Origin of the sequence: Laceyella putida (assembly GCF_042665195.1) — a bacterium.
GTDB lineage: Bacteria > Bacillota > Bacilli > Thermoactinomycetales > Thermoactinomycetaceae > Laceyella > Laceyella putida.
Genome location: NZ_JBHTBW010000047.1, coordinates 151,277 through 165,485, shown reverse-complemented (window position 1 = coordinate 165,485; position 14,209 = coordinate 151,277). Strand labels below are relative to the sequence as shown.

Below are 14,209 nucleotides of genomic sequence, written 5' to 3'. Positions count from 1 at the left end.
TGACTGAGTTGTCCATGAGGAGAGAATAAAAATGATGCAACCCCTTCTCCGAAGTCAATTGAAAACCGTCACGTTCGCGTTTATCGCCTTCTTTATCGCAGTTGTTCTGCTCATGTATCCTGAACAGGCCTTTCGCTCTTCCATCAGGGGACTGTCGATCTGGTGGGATGTAGTATTCCCTGCGCTGCTTCCCTTTTTTATCACCGCCGAGATGATGATGGGCTTCGGAGTCGTCCATTTTATGGGTATCTTGTTAGAACCGTTGATGCGACCACTGTTTCGCGTACCCGGTGCCGGTGGTTTCGTCATGGCGGTTGGCTTAATTTCCGGCAATCCCATGGGAGCCAAACTCACCTCGCGCTTGCGTGAACAAGGGCTGATCTCGCGGGAAGAAGGCGAACGCCTCGTTTCCTTTACCAGCACCGCTGGCCCGCTGTTTATCTTTGGAGCCGTTGCCGTGGGTTTCTTTGAGAGCACCTCCGTCGGCATCATTTTGGCTTTAGCCCATTATCTGGGCGCAATTGCCGTGGGGTTTCTCATGCGCTTTCACGAACCGAAAGCACCTCCATCGAAACCACCTGGAAAAAAAGCCGGTTTCATCCTGTTGAGAGCGTTGCGAGCCATGCATCGCGCCCGCCTGCAAGATGGCAGAACACTCGGACAATTGATCGGCCAAGCCGTGACTTCAGCTGTGCAAACGCTCTTGTTGATCGGCGGTTTTATCATGATGTTCTCGGTGCTCACCCAACTGGTCAATTACGTAGGCGTAACAACACTCTTCATCAAGGGAATCGCTTGGATCTTGGAATTTTTTTCTTTTCCGTCCAGTTTCGCGGAAGCGATCATGGCGGGGGTATTTGAAATCACATTGGGATCTCAGCTGGCCAGCGCCACTTCACCGGCCATTCCGCTGGTGCTCAAATTAACCATCGTCAGCCTCGTCATCGGGTTTAATGGGCTTTCCATCCACGCCCAAGTGGCCAGCATGATCAGCCGAACCGATATCCGGTATGCCCCTTACTTTATTGCGCGAATTTTACATGCGGCGATTTCCAGCATCTTAACGATTCTTTTGTTTCCGCTTTTGCAAAAGCACTTGCACCATTTACCCACTGCCGTGTCCGTTTTTCAACCAGTACAAACTCCGCTGTGGACAGGGCTGGAATGGACTTCCATGTCCATCCTGTTTTTGAGTGGTATCTTTATCTTACGCGAACGCATACGCCAAGGTTCCGCTTCCTGAGGGAAATGGGTGAGCTCTCATGCGTTTGAAGCGTGAGAGCCCTTTGCTTGCAACGTATGGTTCGATTTGCACTCACGGGTCAATCCAATCTACTTGCGGTTAAACTTTTGCGCCAACGCTTGCGCGACATTCGGCGGCACCAGCTCTTTCACATCGGCACCGTATTTAGCCACTTCCTTCACCATCCCCGAGCTGATGAACGAATGGTCATTGCTCGTCATCAAGAAAAAGGTTTCCACTTGATTGCTCAATTGCCGGTTGATCGAGGCGAGCTGCAATTCATATTCAAAGTCGGAAATGGCCCTGAGCCCGCGCAAGATGACCTGGGCCTGCCGCTTGTGCAGATAATCGACGAGCAGTCCATCAAAACTGTCCACTTCCACAATGGACAAATGCCCGGTCGCTTCACGGATCAACTCCTTGCGCTCCTCGACACTGAACAGGGGATTTTTAGATGAATTGACCAGAACGGCCACAATAATCTTGTCGAACACTTTGGCTCCGCGCTCAATGATATCCAGATGGCCATATGTAATCGGATCGAAACTACCAGGATAAACGGCTACCTTCATGCGTGTTCCCCTTCTTTCTCTTCCCAAGAGTATAAGGTTATTGTGATGTCACCATAGCTTAAGCTGCGATAAGAAGTTAGTTGCCCAACCGTTTGTGGCATTTCCATCTGGCTGGGGTGCTCAGCCACCACCACCCCATCTTCAGTCAATAAGGCGAATTCGGCAATTTGTTCCAAGGCGGGAATGAGCAAATGTTTATGGTAAGGCGGATCGAGAAAAATGATGTCAAATCGAATGCCACGTTCGTTCAAAGCCTTTAACGCAGCGCGGGCATCACGACGTATAATCTCCACCTGGTCTGCCAATCTCGCCACTTCCGCGTTGGCTTTAACCGTCTCACAACTTGTCCGCGATTGATCCACAAAAAAAGCGCGTTCCACTCCCCGGCTAAGTGCTTCCAAGCCCAACGAACCCGTTCCGGCAAACAAATCGAGTGCGTATCCACCGTCAAAAAACGGCCCGATCACAGAAAACAGCGATTCTTTCACACGATCGGCCGTCGGGCGAACATGTTGACCCGGCACCATTTTCAACCGCGTCCCTTTGCGCGTGCCAGCAATAATTCGCATGGATCGTCACCTTGCTTCTCTTTGCGTTTAAAATAACACGTTTAATCCTACCATAAAGAAGCGGCAAAATAAAATAATTAGAAAAGGGAGTTTAAAAAAGAACAAACGGGCAATCATAATAGATGACAGCGTCGCGATGATGTTGTCAAAACCGCGGAGAAGACTTACGTTTCCCCATAAGCTCTTCCTCCGGTTTCTCCTCTCCCATTAAGTATCTGACACATTGTTGTGGAAGATACCATCAGGCTCGCGTCATTCGCGAGCCTTTTTTTTATGTCCGTTTTTCGGTTTGTGCTTTCTTCTCGATTTTTTGCCTTGTTTCGCCAAGTGGAGTTGGGATTCTTCGTCAAAAGAAGGAGGATATTCTTCTACTTCCGTTTGCGACTCGACAGGCCTATCGGAAAAGCCAAAGAATTCCGCCTCCTCCCGCGCCGACTCCTCATGATGGAAAGGCTTTTTCTTTTTGCCGCCGCCGCTTTTCGTCTTCTCCACGCCATCCGGTGCGGGTTCTTCATCCAGCTCCAATCCGCCAAAAATCCAGTCTTCATCCCAACTATCCCCAACAAAACCGGGGAAAGCTTCCGCTGTCGGCTTCTCTTGCCCCGCAAAGTCCTCGGCTTGCTCCCACTCGATTTCATCGATAAAACCAAATACGGGCTGTTTCATGCTTTGTTCCCGCAGGGTTTGCTTTTTCATGTCGGCTTGCTTGTCAACCGATGATTTATGCATACGCTTTTTTTGGTTTTTACTCTTCATTCCTTTCCTCTCCCTTAGGTCAAATCAATCCATATACCATATGAAAACAAGGCAATCCCCGTTTGGACGAATACCCAGCCCTTACGCCTAAATCCCACCGGTCAGCGAAGCACCATGTTGGCCTCAAACGGTTTGATCACTCCTTCTAACACCAACATCTGGATCGTTTTGTTGGATAATTCCCTATACCGCGGCGACCGCTGAATCATTTGCACTTCCTGCGGCGTCAGAAAACGGGATGGCAACTGGTTCGCAAAGGACAACAATCCCATGAGCCCTTGGGATTGGCGAATCATTTTCGCTTGGTATACCAAGGACCTCAATTGGTCGGCCGTCACCGCTTCCCTTCCCACTGTCTGGTTGATCTCTTGCACGAGTTCACGATAAAACGCACTTTTATTCACGCTGCTCACCTCCCGTTGATTCCACGTTTCATCTTATGCATTTCCCCTCTGGCATGATTGTGTTGCTCTAAAGCGGACCCAAAGGAACACTCCGCCTTTTGCGGATCGCAACGATTCACCTGCCAACGAACCGAAAAAAGAAACCCCGTCTCCATCGGACGGGGTCGTTAGTCGAAACTAAGCGTTTCCAAGTTTTCTTCCTGCAAGTATTCATATAGAGGCCTCCACTCGGGGCGGGTGGCGAAATCGGGCTGATTCACCAGTTGTGCCGCATCGGAGCGCGCCACTTCCAACACCCGTACATCTTCAGTTAAATCGGCCAGTTTAAACTCGGGCAAGCCACTCTGTTTCACTCCCAGAAAATCACCCGGCCCCCGCAATTCCAAGTCACGGCGGGAGATTTCAAATCCATCCGTCGTTTCGGTCATAATGCGCATCCGTTCGACTCCCATTTCCGACTTGGGGTCCGCCACCAGCACACACGTGGAAGCGCCTCCGCCCCGCCCCACCCGACCGCGCAATTGGTGCAATTGCGCAAGGCCAAAGCGATCGGCATCGTAGATCACCATCACGGTCGCATTGGGCACGTTGACCCCCACTTCCACCACGGTGGTCGATACCAGCACTTGCACCTCATTATCCGCAAAACACCGCATCACTTCTTCTTTTTCCGCGGGGGTCATCCGACCGTGCAACAGCCCGACACGGATGGGCGCCAATGTGGTGGCCAGCTGTTCAAACACTTCTTGCGCGTTCTCCAAGTCCAATTTCTCCGACTCTTCGATGAGCGGACAAATCACGTAGGCTTGGCGGCCACTACCGCACTCTTTGGCAATAAAGTTGACAATCCGGGGCCACAGTTCCTTTTTCACCCAGTACGTATCGATCGGTTGCCGACCGGCCGGCATCTCGTCAATCGTCGATACGTCCATCTCTCCAAACACCGTAATCGCCAGCGTGCGCGGAATCGGGGTCGCTGTCATATGCAGCACGTCAGGCACTTCCCCCTTTTCCCTTAAGGTGGCCCGTTGCTTCACGCCAAAGCGGTGTTGCTCATCCATGATCACCAAGCCCAAGTTGCGATAGACGACCGCATCTTGGATCAGGGCATGCGTTCCGACAACGACATCGGCCAAGCCCATTTGAATCTGGCCCAATGCTTCCCGCCGCTCCCGGGCGGTCATGCTTCCGGTTAGCGAAACGACATTCACGCCACATGGAGACAGCAACTTGGTGATGGAGATGGCATGCTGATCAGCCAAAATCTCCGTTGGCACCATCAGCGCCCCTTGGTGACCGCTTAAAAAGTTGGCATATAGGGCAATCGCGGCAACCACCGTTTTCCCGGACCCCACATCCCCTTGCAACAAACGGTTCATCTGATAAGGGGACCGCATATCGGTGAGAATTTCCCTCACCACGCGTCGCTGCGCCCCTGTCAGCGGAAAAGCCAGTTGCTGGACAAAGGCCTCTACTTGGTCATCAGGGAAAGAGTGAACAATGCCCGCCACCTCAGTTCGGTTTATCTTCCTTAACCACATGATTTTAAGTTCATACAACAACAATTCCTCGTACACCATCCGGCGGCGCGCCTGCAATCCTTCCTCTTTGCCTTTGGGAAAATGAAGATAGTACATGGCCTTGGCGCGGGGAATCAACTTATAGCGTTCACACAACTCCTGCGGCAACACTTCTTCAATCTCGCGCCCATATTGGAGAAACGCCTCATAAATCAATTTGCGCAACCAATGCATCTTGATGGAGCTGGTGACAGAGTAAACCGGCTCTAGTCGCCCCATGTGCTTTTCCTGTTCCGCCGGGCTGACAAACGTGCGGTCAACCGTGATTTGCAGGCGGTGGCGATCCCATTTCCCGGAGACCATCAGGGTTTGCCCCGCTTGGATCTTGTTCTTCAGGTAAGCTTGGTTAAACCAGATCGCATGAACCGTCACGCCGTCCACATCCAACTTGGCGGTCATGCGCGATTTCTTTTTATTAAACCAACGGACACTGGGCTGGCCATACACCCGGCCCCGCACCGTCACCTTTTCGTCATGTCCGGCTTGCGCCAAATCACTTAAGCGGTAATCCTCATAGCGATAAGGGTAATGCGCCAGCAAATCGGCAATTGTATGAATCCCCAGCTCGGCCAAATCTTGTTTCCGCTGCTCTCCCACTCCGGAAAGGACATCAACAGGAATTTGGCTTAATTTCATGATTTTTTGTTGATGGACCCAAAGATTTGGCGTTCCAACACACGTCCGGTGGGAGTGGCGGCCAAACCGCCGAGTGCCGTTTCCTTCAGGGCTACCGGCATCGTTTGGCCGATTTTGTACATGGCCTCGATCACTTCATCTGTCGGGATCACACTCTTTACCCCCGCCATCGCCATATCCGCCGCCACCATGGCAATGGCGGCCCCCATCGCATTTCGTTTAACACAGGGCGCCTCCACCAAACCGGCGACCGGGTCACAAACCAAACCCAACATGTTTTTCAAAGCGATGGCGACCGCTTCAGCGGACATCGACGGGGTGCCTCCGGCCATTTCCACCACTGCCGCGGCCGCCATCGCGGTAGCGGAACCCACTTCGGCTTGGCAACCTCCGGCCGCGCCGGAAATGCATGCGTTGTTGGCAATGCAAAAACCGATCGCCCCTGCGGTGAAGAGCCCACGAACCATCGTGTCCCGATCAGAACCCAATTTTTCCGCCGCCGTAAAAATCGTGCCAGGCAAAATCCCGCACGCACCCGCCGTCGGGGTAGCGACAATCGTGCCCATCGCCGCATTCACTTCCGAAACGGCAGTCGCCCGTGAAACCGCATCCAACACGGTCGTGCCTGATAACAAGACAGGCGCCGTCTTCTTGTATTCCTGTATTTTTTTGGCATCTCCGCCCGTCAGTCCGCTATGCGAGCGAATGTCTTCGGTCAATCCCCGCTCGATGGCCTCTTTCATCACATCGAGATTGCGTCCCATCTCTTCAAAAATGTCCGCTTGCGGGCGATTAAACACCGTTGATTCGTAAGCGAGCATCACATCTGATATCTTCAGTTGTTCTGTTTCCGCCAACTCCACCAATTCTGCTACGGTCCGAAACTTCATCGTTCCAATCTCCTTATCCATAAGAGAAAAGTTTATAAACCCGATCGTTAAAGCAATCAGCCGAACGCTTCTGCTTTTATCATAAACCAACCGCACGACAATGTTTTGCCAATATCATCCGTCATAGAAAACCGCCGTACGACAATGAACGGCGGTTTTCTCTCGATTATAAAATCGTCACAGCATGGATGCCGGGCAAACTACCGATCTCCGCTTGCACCCCGGCCTCGACTTTTTGATCCGTTTCGATCGACATCAGTGCTTGCGACCCTTTTTCTTTCCGCGAAACTTGCATGAATGCGATATTGATTTGATGTTTGGCCAACACGGTAGCCACCTTGGCCACCGCGCCATATTGGTCTTGGTGCAAGACCAGCAACACCGGATCATTGCCGGATAACTTCAAGTCAAAACCGTTCAGCTCGATAATCTCCATCTTGCCGCCACCAATCGAGACGCCCACCACTTCCACACTGCCTTCTTCATCCTCCAAACGTATCCGGGCCGTATTGGGATGTTCCGTCAACTCATCTGATTCTTGAAAGATGATCTCGATCCCTTCTTCGCGAGCAATATTGAGTGAATGCACCATTCGTTTATCAAAAGTATCAAAATCTAAAAGTCCACCAGCCAGTGCAACATCGGTTCCATGCCCGCGATACGTTTTCGCAAACGACCCGTACAGGGTAATGAGCGCCCGCTTGGGTTTGCGTCCGAAGATCGTTCTGGCCGCGCGTCCAATTCGCGCCGCGCCGGCCGTATGAGAACTGGATGGGCCGATCATGATGGGGCCAATAATATCAAAAACAGTACGATACTTCATTTTTCCACCTCAACCACGACAGGGAATCATCATTCATCCAAAGGAACCAGCAAGCAGCCAATCGTGCCCGGTCCCGCATGGGTTCCCACCGCTGGGCCTAGATCCACCACGACCACTTCCCGCACATCGAACATCTCTTTGGCTTTCTCCAACCAGATTTCGGCTTGCTCCTCTTCATCGGCATGGAGAATGGCCGCGCTTACCGCTCCTGTCGGCACCTTTTCTTTTAAGAGCTCAAACGCTTTCGCTTGCGCTTTGTTTTTCCCGCGCGCTTTTTCAATGGCGTAGATTTCGCCATCGTCATTAATTGAAATGATCGGCTTGATGTTTAAGAGTGAACCGACCAGCGCGGAAGCTTTCCCAATCCGGCCGCCTTTCTGGAGATATTCCAAAGTATCGACCAAGGCAACCAGGACTTGTTTGTCACGTATGCGCTGGACCAACTCCTGCAACTCGGCCATCGATTTTCCTTCTTTTGCCGCCCGTGCCGCCATCACCACCAGCACGCCCAATGCGTACGTCACCGCCCGGCTATCCACCACCACGATCCGTGCCTCGGGATACTCTTCTTCGATCATCGACTTGGCAAGCAAGGCGGTTTGGTAAGTGCCGCTCATCTTGGAAGAGATATGGATCGACAGGATTTCCGTCGCCCCGGCTTCAATTGCTTGTCGATACGCCTCAGTGATTTCAACCGGTGAAGGTTGCGAAGTCATAGGCAGTTCAGGGGTGCTTTTCATCTTTTCGTAAAATTGGCCGGGTGTAATCGTCACACGGTCCAAATACGATTCTCCGGCCACCTGCACCTTGACCGGGATCACCTTGATATCCAATTCTTCGATCAGGTATTGCGGGATATCGGCTGTGCTATCACAAAAGACTTTCACCTTTTCCATCGCTCACACCTCCCACAGCTTATTCTACAGAGAAGAGATAATAGTAAACGGGTTGTCCGCCTTCATGGACTTCCACTTCCACTTCCGGATGCTTCTCCTCAATCGCTTCCCGAAGGGCTTCGGCTTGGTCGGCGGTCACATCTTGCCCATAGATGATCGTCACCACATCCGCTCCGTCGCCGATCATGCGCGTCAACAGCTCCACCGCCGTATCCGTCACCTCTTGGCCGACAAATTCGATTTTGCCTTCGCGGATGCCTAAGTAATCGCCTTTTTTGATCTCGTACCCGTCGATTTTGGAATCGCGGATGGCATAGGTGAGTTCACCCGACTGAACCGCTTGGTAAGCTTCCCGCATGCTCTCTTCATTCTCCGCCGGGGTCGCTTCCGCATTAAAGGCCAACAAAGCGGACAACCCTTGCGGAATCGTGCGTGTCGGCAATACCGTCACGGGGACATCGACAACTTCTCCCGCTTGCTCCGCCGTTAAGATGATGTTTTTGTTATTGGGCAGAATGATAATATGTTCAGCGTTGATCCGTCCAATTGCCTTTACGATCTCTTCCGTCGATGGGTTCATCGTCTGCCCGCCTTCAATCACCACATCGACGTGAAGTGAACGGAAGATCTCCGCGATGCCTGGGCCCGCGGCCACGGCCACAATCCCAAACTTCTTCTCTGGCGCCGCTTTGGGCGCTGGCTTTGCCGCTGGGGCCTCACCCACCGCCGCTTCGTATTGTTCACGCATATTATCGATTTTGATTCGGGTCAAGTCCCCATATCCCATCGCGTAGTTAAGGGCATCCCCCGGGTATTCCGCATGGATATGTACCTTCACCAGTTCTTCGTCCGCCACGACCAAGAGCGAATCGCCAAATCGGCTGATTTCGTTGCGGAACGCCTCTTCATCAAACGCCTTGGTTTCGCGACGGGTCGTCTTCAAGTTGACGATAAATTCCGTACAGTAGCCATGTTCAATCTCGGATGGATCAATCTTGGCTTGGTAATTCTCATGGGCCATCGAAGCCAAAGATTCCAGATCGGGCAACGCGGAAACCGCTTCCGGCGCGAATGCTTCTTTTCCGGAGAGCGCCGCAAACATCCCCTCATAAATAAAGACCAACCCTTGACCACCCGCATCGACAACCCCGGTCTGCTTGAGGACCGGTAACATCTCCGGTGTGCGTGCGAGAGTCCGTTTGGCTTCATTCAATACCGTTTCCATGATCACCAGTGGATCTTCGGTGCTCCAGGACCGCTTCATGCCCGCATCGGCGGCTTCGCGCGCCACCGTCAAAATCGTGCCTTCGACAGGTTTGATCACCGCTTTATAAGCGGTTTCCACCCCGCGTTGAAACGCATCGGCCAACTGGCGGGCATTCATCCGCTCCTTATCCGCAACGGCTTTGGAGAAACCGCGGAACAACTGGGATAAGATGACGCCCGAATTGCCGCGCGCACCCATCAAGAGACCACGAGAAAGCGCTTCCGCCATCTTTCCCACGGTCTCGGCCGCAGCGAACTTCTCCATTTCCTTCACGCCAGAGGTAATGGTCAAATTCATATTGGTTCCCGTGTCCCCGTCTGGCACAGGAAACACGTTCAGGGCATTCACCGCTTCCACATTCTTATTCAAGCTGCGCGCACCCGCACGCATCATCTGTAAAAACATCGTTGCTTCGATATATCGCTGTCCCAACAGTGTTCCTCCTTACTCTTCATTCACCAGCCGCACACCCTGCACGTAGATGTTGACTTGATTTACTTTAAGCCCAATCATTTGGTCAAGGGTGTATTTCACTTTCGATTGAACGTTGTGAGCCACTTCCGAAATCTTCGTGCCATAGCCAACGATGATATACATATCGATCACGATGTCACCGTTCTCCGTCCGCACTTCAATTCCTTTGCTCAGGTTTTCACGTCTCAACAGTTCGGTAATCCCATCTTTCAACTGGCTGCGTGACGCCATGCCAACAAGACCGTAGCAATCCATCGCGGCGATGCCCGCTACCGTCGCAATCACTTCATTTGCCACTTCAATTTGTCCATATTGAGTGGATACCTCTAAACTCATACATATTCCTCCCGAGGTGAGGTTTCATTTTGCTAACTAGAACAATTGTACAATAATACCCAGTTGATTAAAAGGATAACAACACATTCATGATACTGAACTCTCATGCACCTTGCAAGTGATGGTAAGGTGTGCTACAATGTGCTGGTGTTTAGTCCTTATTCGTATGCGATGCAGGAAAATGGACGATCTAGCCATTTTCGTTAGGGGCTTCTATCTTTGACCGTGATGATGCATTCACTCATAGAAGCCGGCCGTACGGAAGACAGAGGAGGTGCAAAGAATGGCTCGCGTTTGCTACATTACCGGAAAAAAGGGACGTACTGGAAATAAAGTAAGCCACTCCAACCGCAAAAGCAAAAAGAAATGGGGAGCAAACGTACAAAAAGTACGCATCCTCGTTGATGGAAAACCAAAACGCGTTTATGTGAGCACCCGTGCTCTCAAATCCGGCTTGGTAACCCGCGTTTAATCGTACCAACAGAAAAAGCACCTCGACGGGTGCTTTTTTTATGTCCAAAAACGGCAAAAAGGGCTTATGTCAGAGATCGCAGACAAAGTGGCCCCAGAGTCGATTTTTGAGTCTTCGTTCCTTGGTCGCCTTATCGGGGAGGGTGCTCCGTCGCCGAACTCCGGCGCGGGCAAAGTCACTTTCATTCTTAGGGTTGCCCGCTTTCTTCCTTTGTTCGGCACTCCGCTTTCACCCACAAGGTACAGGCAAAAATCTTCCTCCTCTAGAGGTTTGTCTTATCCTTGGCTTATGGGTCAATCTTTCTTTAACATGCCTAAGATCGCTTTGACGACTCCACCTAAAAACTTGGGAAGTTTAATGGTATAAAAACGCAACGTTCTCACCCCTTAACCATCCGGGTCATATCGACCACGATACATGTCATCAACTTATTTATATTCTATAGGGTGAAAATGGTACCTAGAACAGGGAAATCACGGGACAAGCCCTTCCCGGCTCTCTACCACCAACAGCTTCCCTTCGACAATCGCCACCGACGCATCAAGTTCGCTCCACTCGTTGCTGATTCCCCTGCTTTCCATGCGGTGCAATGTCTCGCCGTACAGCGGATATTTTAACCCTTCCGTCTTTACGCCAAGCACTTCCCGCGACAGCGGAATCAACGAAAGGTACTGAAAACCTTGGCGCGGAAGCGCGATCCGGCCCGGTCCCACAAGCAAGCGGATCCGGTTGGTGCGGTGGAGCAACGTTCCGCGGACGCCCCGATCCGCCAACCATTCCAACAGCGCGATATTGGCCAGCATGTGATCATAACGCTGCCCACCCAAGGCCCCCAGGATCCGCACCTCACTCGGTTGAAGCGCCGCGGCTTTCATGAGCGCGAAATGAAGGTCGGTCTCCGCTTTTTCCGGCGGCAACGCTTCCGTCGCCACCCCAAGTCGCGCCAGTTCCGCCACAAAGCCGCGTCCGGTGGTGTCAAAATCGCCCACCGCCAAATCCGGCTTGATGCCCGCCCGCAGCAAGGCTTGCGCTCCGGCGTCAGCCGCGATGACATATCCCGGCTCCAACCGAAGGCGGCCCAATTCCTCCGCCGTCACTTCTCCGCCCGCCACCACATAGACGCATCGTTGTTGCGCCAATCTCATCCCCTCCGTGCGCGCCGCATCAGTAGCTGGGGCGCGGTCCAACACACCCCGCCGCAAATGACGAGCGTGATGAGCACTTCCGGCACAAGATAAGAGGAGTTATAAATCAGCGAATAAAGATAGACCGATTGGTTCTTTGCATACTCACTGAAAAACACAACGCCGGACGCATAGTGGGCCAAAAAGCGAAACCCGCCCGCCACCAAGAGGCCCAAACCAATCAGCCACATTTGCTTCGAACGGGACTGCCCTTCGTGGAGCCGCACCCACCCCGCCAAGCCGAGCGCGGCAAAAGCGATGGGATAATCGAGCAATGCCTGCAAGGGGTGGACAATCACCCCACCCAAAAGCATCAGCAAGATGCCCGTCAACAACCCACAAGCCAGACCCGGCTTGACGCCACGGCGGAACGCCACGGCAGCGATGGGCAGCATCGTGAGCGTAATCGAGCCGCCGTTGGGCCAAAGCTGAAACGGTGTCATCTGGTTGAAAACGATGGCGATCGCAGCCAGGATGGCCACTTCCATCAAAGTGACTAAACGTTGACCTTGTCTCATGTTGCTTCATTCTCCTTGTGCGTGAAGTCCGCGTTCACCCGCATGTCTGATTTCGGCGATGGCTTCCCGCCGATTCGCTTTCCCGAACACCGCCGACCCGGCCACCAGCACATTGGCGCCGGCCTTGACCACCTGCGCCGCCGTCTCCGCATTGACTCCGCCATCCACTTCCACTTCGACATGGGACAGACCGCGTTCCGTCAGCAACCGGCGCACTTGCCTGATCTTGTCCAACACACCCGCGATGAACGCCTGTCCCCCGAAGCCCGGATTCACGGTCATCAGCAGGACGAGGTCCACGTCAGGCAAAATGGGCTCGATGAGTGAAACAGGCGTCGCCGGATTGATGACGACACCTGCCTTGGCTCCCAGCTCTTTAATGTGGTGAATCGTCCGATGCAAGTGAGGGCAAGCCTCTTGATGGACCGACACCAGATCGGCGCCGCTTTTGACAAACGCTTCAATGTACCGGTCCGGTTCCGCAATCATGAGATGGACATCGAGCGGTAACCTTGTATGGGGGCGAATCGCCTCCACCACCAGCGGCCCGAGCGTGATGTTGGGCACAAAGCGGCCATCCATCACATCCACATGAATCCAATCGGCGCCGGCTTGTTCCACTTCTCTGATCTCATCGCCCAGCCGCGCAAAATCGGCGGATAAGATCGAGGGGGCTAGTTTGATCATGCGTCAGTACCTCCTCATTAACGCCTCTTTGATCTCATTCATAAACGTTTCGTAATGCCGATAACGGCCTGGATGGATCTCGCCGTTTTCCAGTGCCGCTCTCACTTCGCAGCCAGGTTCGTTCAGATGGAGACAACCTCGGAACCGGCATTGATCCGCCCGCCCGCGAAACTCCGGGAAGCAATCGCCAAGATCGGCGGGTTCCATCCCCTGGAACGACAATTGGCTGAATCCAGGGGTATCCGCCACTTGTCCCCCGCCGTCGAGCGGCAACAGCTCAACTTGGCGCGTCGTATGACGGCCCCGTCCGATTTTCTTGCTCACCGAACCTGTCTCCAGCTGCCGGTTTGGCAAGAGCTGATTGAGCAGAGAAGATTTGCCCACACCCGACTGCCCCGCAAACACGGAAATCTTCCCGGCCAACCGCTCCTTCACCGCCTCCAGCCCATCACCGGAATGAATGCTGGTGGCGATCACCGGATACCCAGCCGCTTGATAAATCTCCCTAACCTGTTCAATCTCGCGCCCATCTTTGATCAAGTCGCTCTTGGTCAGCACAATCACGATCTCCAACCCTTCCCGCTCCGCATGGACGAGAAACCGGTCCACGGGCATCTGCTGGAAACGCGGCTGCCTGAGCGAACAGACCACCATCGCCTGATCCACGTTGGCGATCGGCGGACGCGTGAGTTCAGAATGACGGGGTTGAACGGAGGTCACAACACCTTCGCCCAACCCCGTCGCATCAACCTCTACGACATCGCCCACCAGCGGAGTCAGTTTTTTCTTTTCGAATTTGAACACTCCGCGCGCCCGGCACTGGAGCACATCCCCCGCCTCCGTGCGCACGTAGTAGAACCCGCTGATCGCTTTGACGATTTGCCCTACAGGCATATTGGACC

17 protein-coding genes are annotated in these 14,209 nt (G+C 53.1%); 2 read left to right on the top strand and 15 right to left on the bottom strand.

Annotated features, from left to right (window positions below; all coding sequences use genetic code 11):
• The first annotated feature begins 31 nt into the window (after window positions 1-31).
• Window positions 32-1,243 carry a sporulation integral membrane protein YlbJ gene (gene ylbJ / locus ACFQNG_RS15045; RefSeq protein WP_379866248.1) on the top strand — a complete coding sequence of 404 codons (1,212 nt, stop codon included), beginning with the start codon at window positions 32-34 and terminating at the stop codon, window positions 1,241-1,243.
• 89 nt (window positions 1,244-1,332) lie between these two features.
• On the opposite strand, the gene coaD is transcribed toward ylbJ, so the two are convergent.
• The 10 genes from coaD to ACFQNG_RS14995 form a co-directional block, all read right to left on the bottom strand.
• On the bottom strand, window positions 1,333-1,815 hold the full coding sequence (gene coaD, locus ACFQNG_RS15040; protein WP_379866246.1) for a pantetheine-phosphate adenylyltransferase: 483 nt from the start codon (window positions 1,813-1,815) through the stop codon (window positions 1,333-1,335).
• Window positions 1,812-2,384: a 16S rRNA (guanine(966)-N(2))-methyltransferase RsmD gene (gene rsmD / locus ACFQNG_RS15035; RefSeq protein WP_379866244.1), complete on the bottom strand. Its 573-nt coding sequence runs from the start codon at window positions 2,382-2,384 to the stop codon at window positions 1,812-1,814. The genes coaD and rsmD overlap by 4 nt, the downstream gene beginning before the upstream one ends.
• A gap of 252 nt (window positions 2,385-2,636) precedes the next feature.
• Window positions 2,637-3,140 (bottom strand): hypothetical protein, encoded by a 504-nt coding sequence (locus ACFQNG_RS15030; protein WP_379866243.1) that lies wholly within the window; start codon window positions 3,138-3,140, stop codon window positions 2,637-2,639.
• 101 nt (window positions 3,141-3,241) lie between these two features.
• Window positions 3,242-3,544 (bottom strand): hypothetical protein, encoded by a 303-nt coding sequence (locus ACFQNG_RS15025; protein ID WP_379866241.1) that lies wholly within the window; start codon window positions 3,542-3,544, stop codon window positions 3,242-3,244.
• A 167-nt stretch (window positions 3,545-3,711) separates the two neighbouring features.
• On the bottom strand, window positions 3,712-5,760 hold the full coding sequence (gene recG / locus ACFQNG_RS15020; RefSeq protein ID WP_379866239.1) for an ATP-dependent DNA helicase RecG: 2,049 nt from the start codon (window positions 5,758-5,760) through the stop codon (window positions 3,712-3,714).
• Window positions 5,757-6,650, bottom strand: coding sequence for an L-serine ammonia-lyase, iron-sulfur-dependent, subunit alpha (gene sdaAA / locus ACFQNG_RS15015; protein WP_379866238.1), 894 nt, complete (start codon window positions 6,648-6,650; stop codon window positions 5,757-5,759). Before sdaAA ends, recG begins: the two co-directional genes overlap by 4 nt.
• A 166-nt stretch (window positions 6,651-6,816) precedes the next feature.
• On the bottom strand, window positions 6,817-7,473 hold the full coding sequence (gene sdaAB, locus ACFQNG_RS15010) for an L-serine ammonia-lyase, iron-sulfur-dependent subunit beta (protein WP_379866236.1): 657 nt from the start codon (window positions 7,471-7,473) through the stop codon (window positions 6,817-6,819).
• A 29-nt stretch (window positions 7,474-7,502) separates the two neighbouring features.
• A complete protein-coding gene (locus ACFQNG_RS15005) occupies window positions 7,503-8,369 on the bottom strand; it encodes a DegV family protein (RefSeq protein ID WP_379866235.1) in 867 nt (288 codons plus the stop codon).
• Between the two features lie 19 nt (window positions 8,370-8,388).
• Complete coding sequence (locus ACFQNG_RS15000) at window positions 8,389-10,068, bottom strand: DAK2 domain-containing protein (RefSeq protein WP_379866233.1); 1,680 nt, start codon at window positions 10,066-10,068, stop codon at window positions 8,389-8,391.
• Window positions 10,069-10,080: 12 nt separating this feature from the next.
• Window positions 10,081-10,446, bottom strand: coding sequence for an Asp23/Gls24 family envelope stress response protein (locus ACFQNG_RS14995; RefSeq protein ID WP_379866232.1), 366 nt, complete (start codon window positions 10,444-10,446; stop codon window positions 10,081-10,083).
• 283 nt (window positions 10,447-10,729) lie between these two features.
• Between ACFQNG_RS14995 and rpmB the strand changes: the two genes are divergently transcribed.
• On the top strand, window positions 10,730-10,918 hold the full coding sequence (rpmB, locus tag ACFQNG_RS14990) for a 50S ribosomal protein L28 (protein ID WP_379866230.1): 189 nt from the start codon (window positions 10,730-10,732) through the stop codon (window positions 10,916-10,918).
• Window positions 10,919-11,211: 293 nt separating this feature from the next.
• On the opposite strand, the gene spoVM is transcribed toward rpmB, so the two are convergent.
• The 5 genes from spoVM to rsgA form a co-directional block, all read right to left on the bottom strand.
• Window positions 11,212-11,301: a stage V sporulation protein SpoVM gene (gene spoVM / locus ACFQNG_RS14985; protein ID WP_083465010.1), complete on the bottom strand. Its 90-nt coding sequence runs from the start codon at window positions 11,299-11,301 to the stop codon at window positions 11,212-11,214.
• 90 nt (window positions 11,302-11,391) lie between these two features.
• Entirely contained in the window at window positions 11,392-12,057 is a 666-nt protein-coding gene (locus ACFQNG_RS14980) for a thiamine diphosphokinase (RefSeq protein WP_379866228.1), read from the bottom strand.
• A 2-nt stretch (window positions 12,058-12,059) separates the two neighbouring features.
• Window positions 12,060-12,620 carry an energy-coupled thiamine transporter ThiT gene (thiT, locus tag ACFQNG_RS14975; protein ID WP_379866227.1) on the bottom strand — a complete coding sequence of 187 codons (561 nt, stop codon included), beginning with the start codon at window positions 12,618-12,620 and terminating at the stop codon, window positions 12,060-12,062.
• A gap of 6 nt (window positions 12,621-12,626) precedes the next feature.
• A complete protein-coding gene (gene rpe / locus ACFQNG_RS14970) occupies window positions 12,627-13,307 on the bottom strand; it encodes a ribulose-phosphate 3-epimerase (protein ID WP_379866225.1) in 681 nt (226 codons plus the stop codon).
• A gap of 3 nt (window positions 13,308-13,310) precedes the next feature.
• On the bottom strand, window positions 13,311-14,201 hold the full coding sequence (gene rsgA, locus ACFQNG_RS14965) for a ribosome small subunit-dependent GTPase A (protein WP_379866224.1): 891 nt from the start codon (window positions 14,199-14,201) through the stop codon (window positions 13,311-13,313).
• Window positions 14,202-14,209 lie beyond the last annotated feature (8 nt).

Coding starts and splice junctions, on each gene's coding strand:
- ylbJ (WP_379866248.1), top strand. CDS start 32: ATGATGCAACCCCTTCTCCGAAGTCAATTGAAAACCGTCACGTTCGCG.
- coaD (WP_379866246.1), bottom strand. CDS start 1,815: ATGAAGGTAGCCGTTTATCCTGGTAGTTTCGATCCGATTACATATGGC.
- rsmD (WP_379866244.1), bottom strand. CDS start 2,384: ATGCGAATTATTGCTGGCACGCGCAAAGGGACGCGGTTGAAAATGGTG.
- ACFQNG_RS15030 (WP_379866243.1), bottom strand. CDS start 3,140: ATGAAGAGTAAAAACCAAAAAAAGCGTATGCATAAATCATCGGTTGAC.
- recG (WP_379866239.1), bottom strand. CDS start 5,760: ATGAAATTAAGCCAAATTCCTGTTGATGTCCTTTCCGGAGTGGGAGAG.
- sdaAA (WP_379866238.1), bottom strand. CDS start 6,650: ATGAAGTTTCGGACCGTAGCAGAATTGGTGGAGTTGGCGGAAACAGAA.
- sdaAB (WP_379866236.1), bottom strand. CDS start 7,473: ATGAAGTATCGTACTGTTTTTGATATTATTGGCCCCATCATGATCGGC.
- ACFQNG_RS15005 (WP_379866235.1), bottom strand. CDS start 8,369: ATGGAAAAGGTGAAAGTCTTTTGTGATAGCACAGCCGATATCCCGCAA.
- ACFQNG_RS14995 (WP_379866232.1), bottom strand. CDS start 10,446: ATGAGTTTAGAGGTATCCACTCAATATGGACAAATTGAAGTGGCAAAT.
- rpmB (WP_379866230.1), top strand. CDS start 10,730: ATGGCTCGCGTTTGCTACATTACCGGAAAAAAGGGACGTACTGGAAAT.
- thiT (WP_379866227.1), bottom strand. CDS start 12,620: ATGAGACAAGGTCAACGTTTAGTCACTTTGATGGAAGTGGCCATCCTG.
- rpe (WP_379866225.1), bottom strand. CDS start 13,307: ATGATCAAACTAGCCCCCTCGATCTTATCCGCCGATTTTGCGCGGCTG.
- rsgA (WP_379866224.1), bottom strand. CDS start 14,201: ATGCCTGTAGGGCAAATCGTCAAAGCGATCAGCGGGTTCTACTACGTG.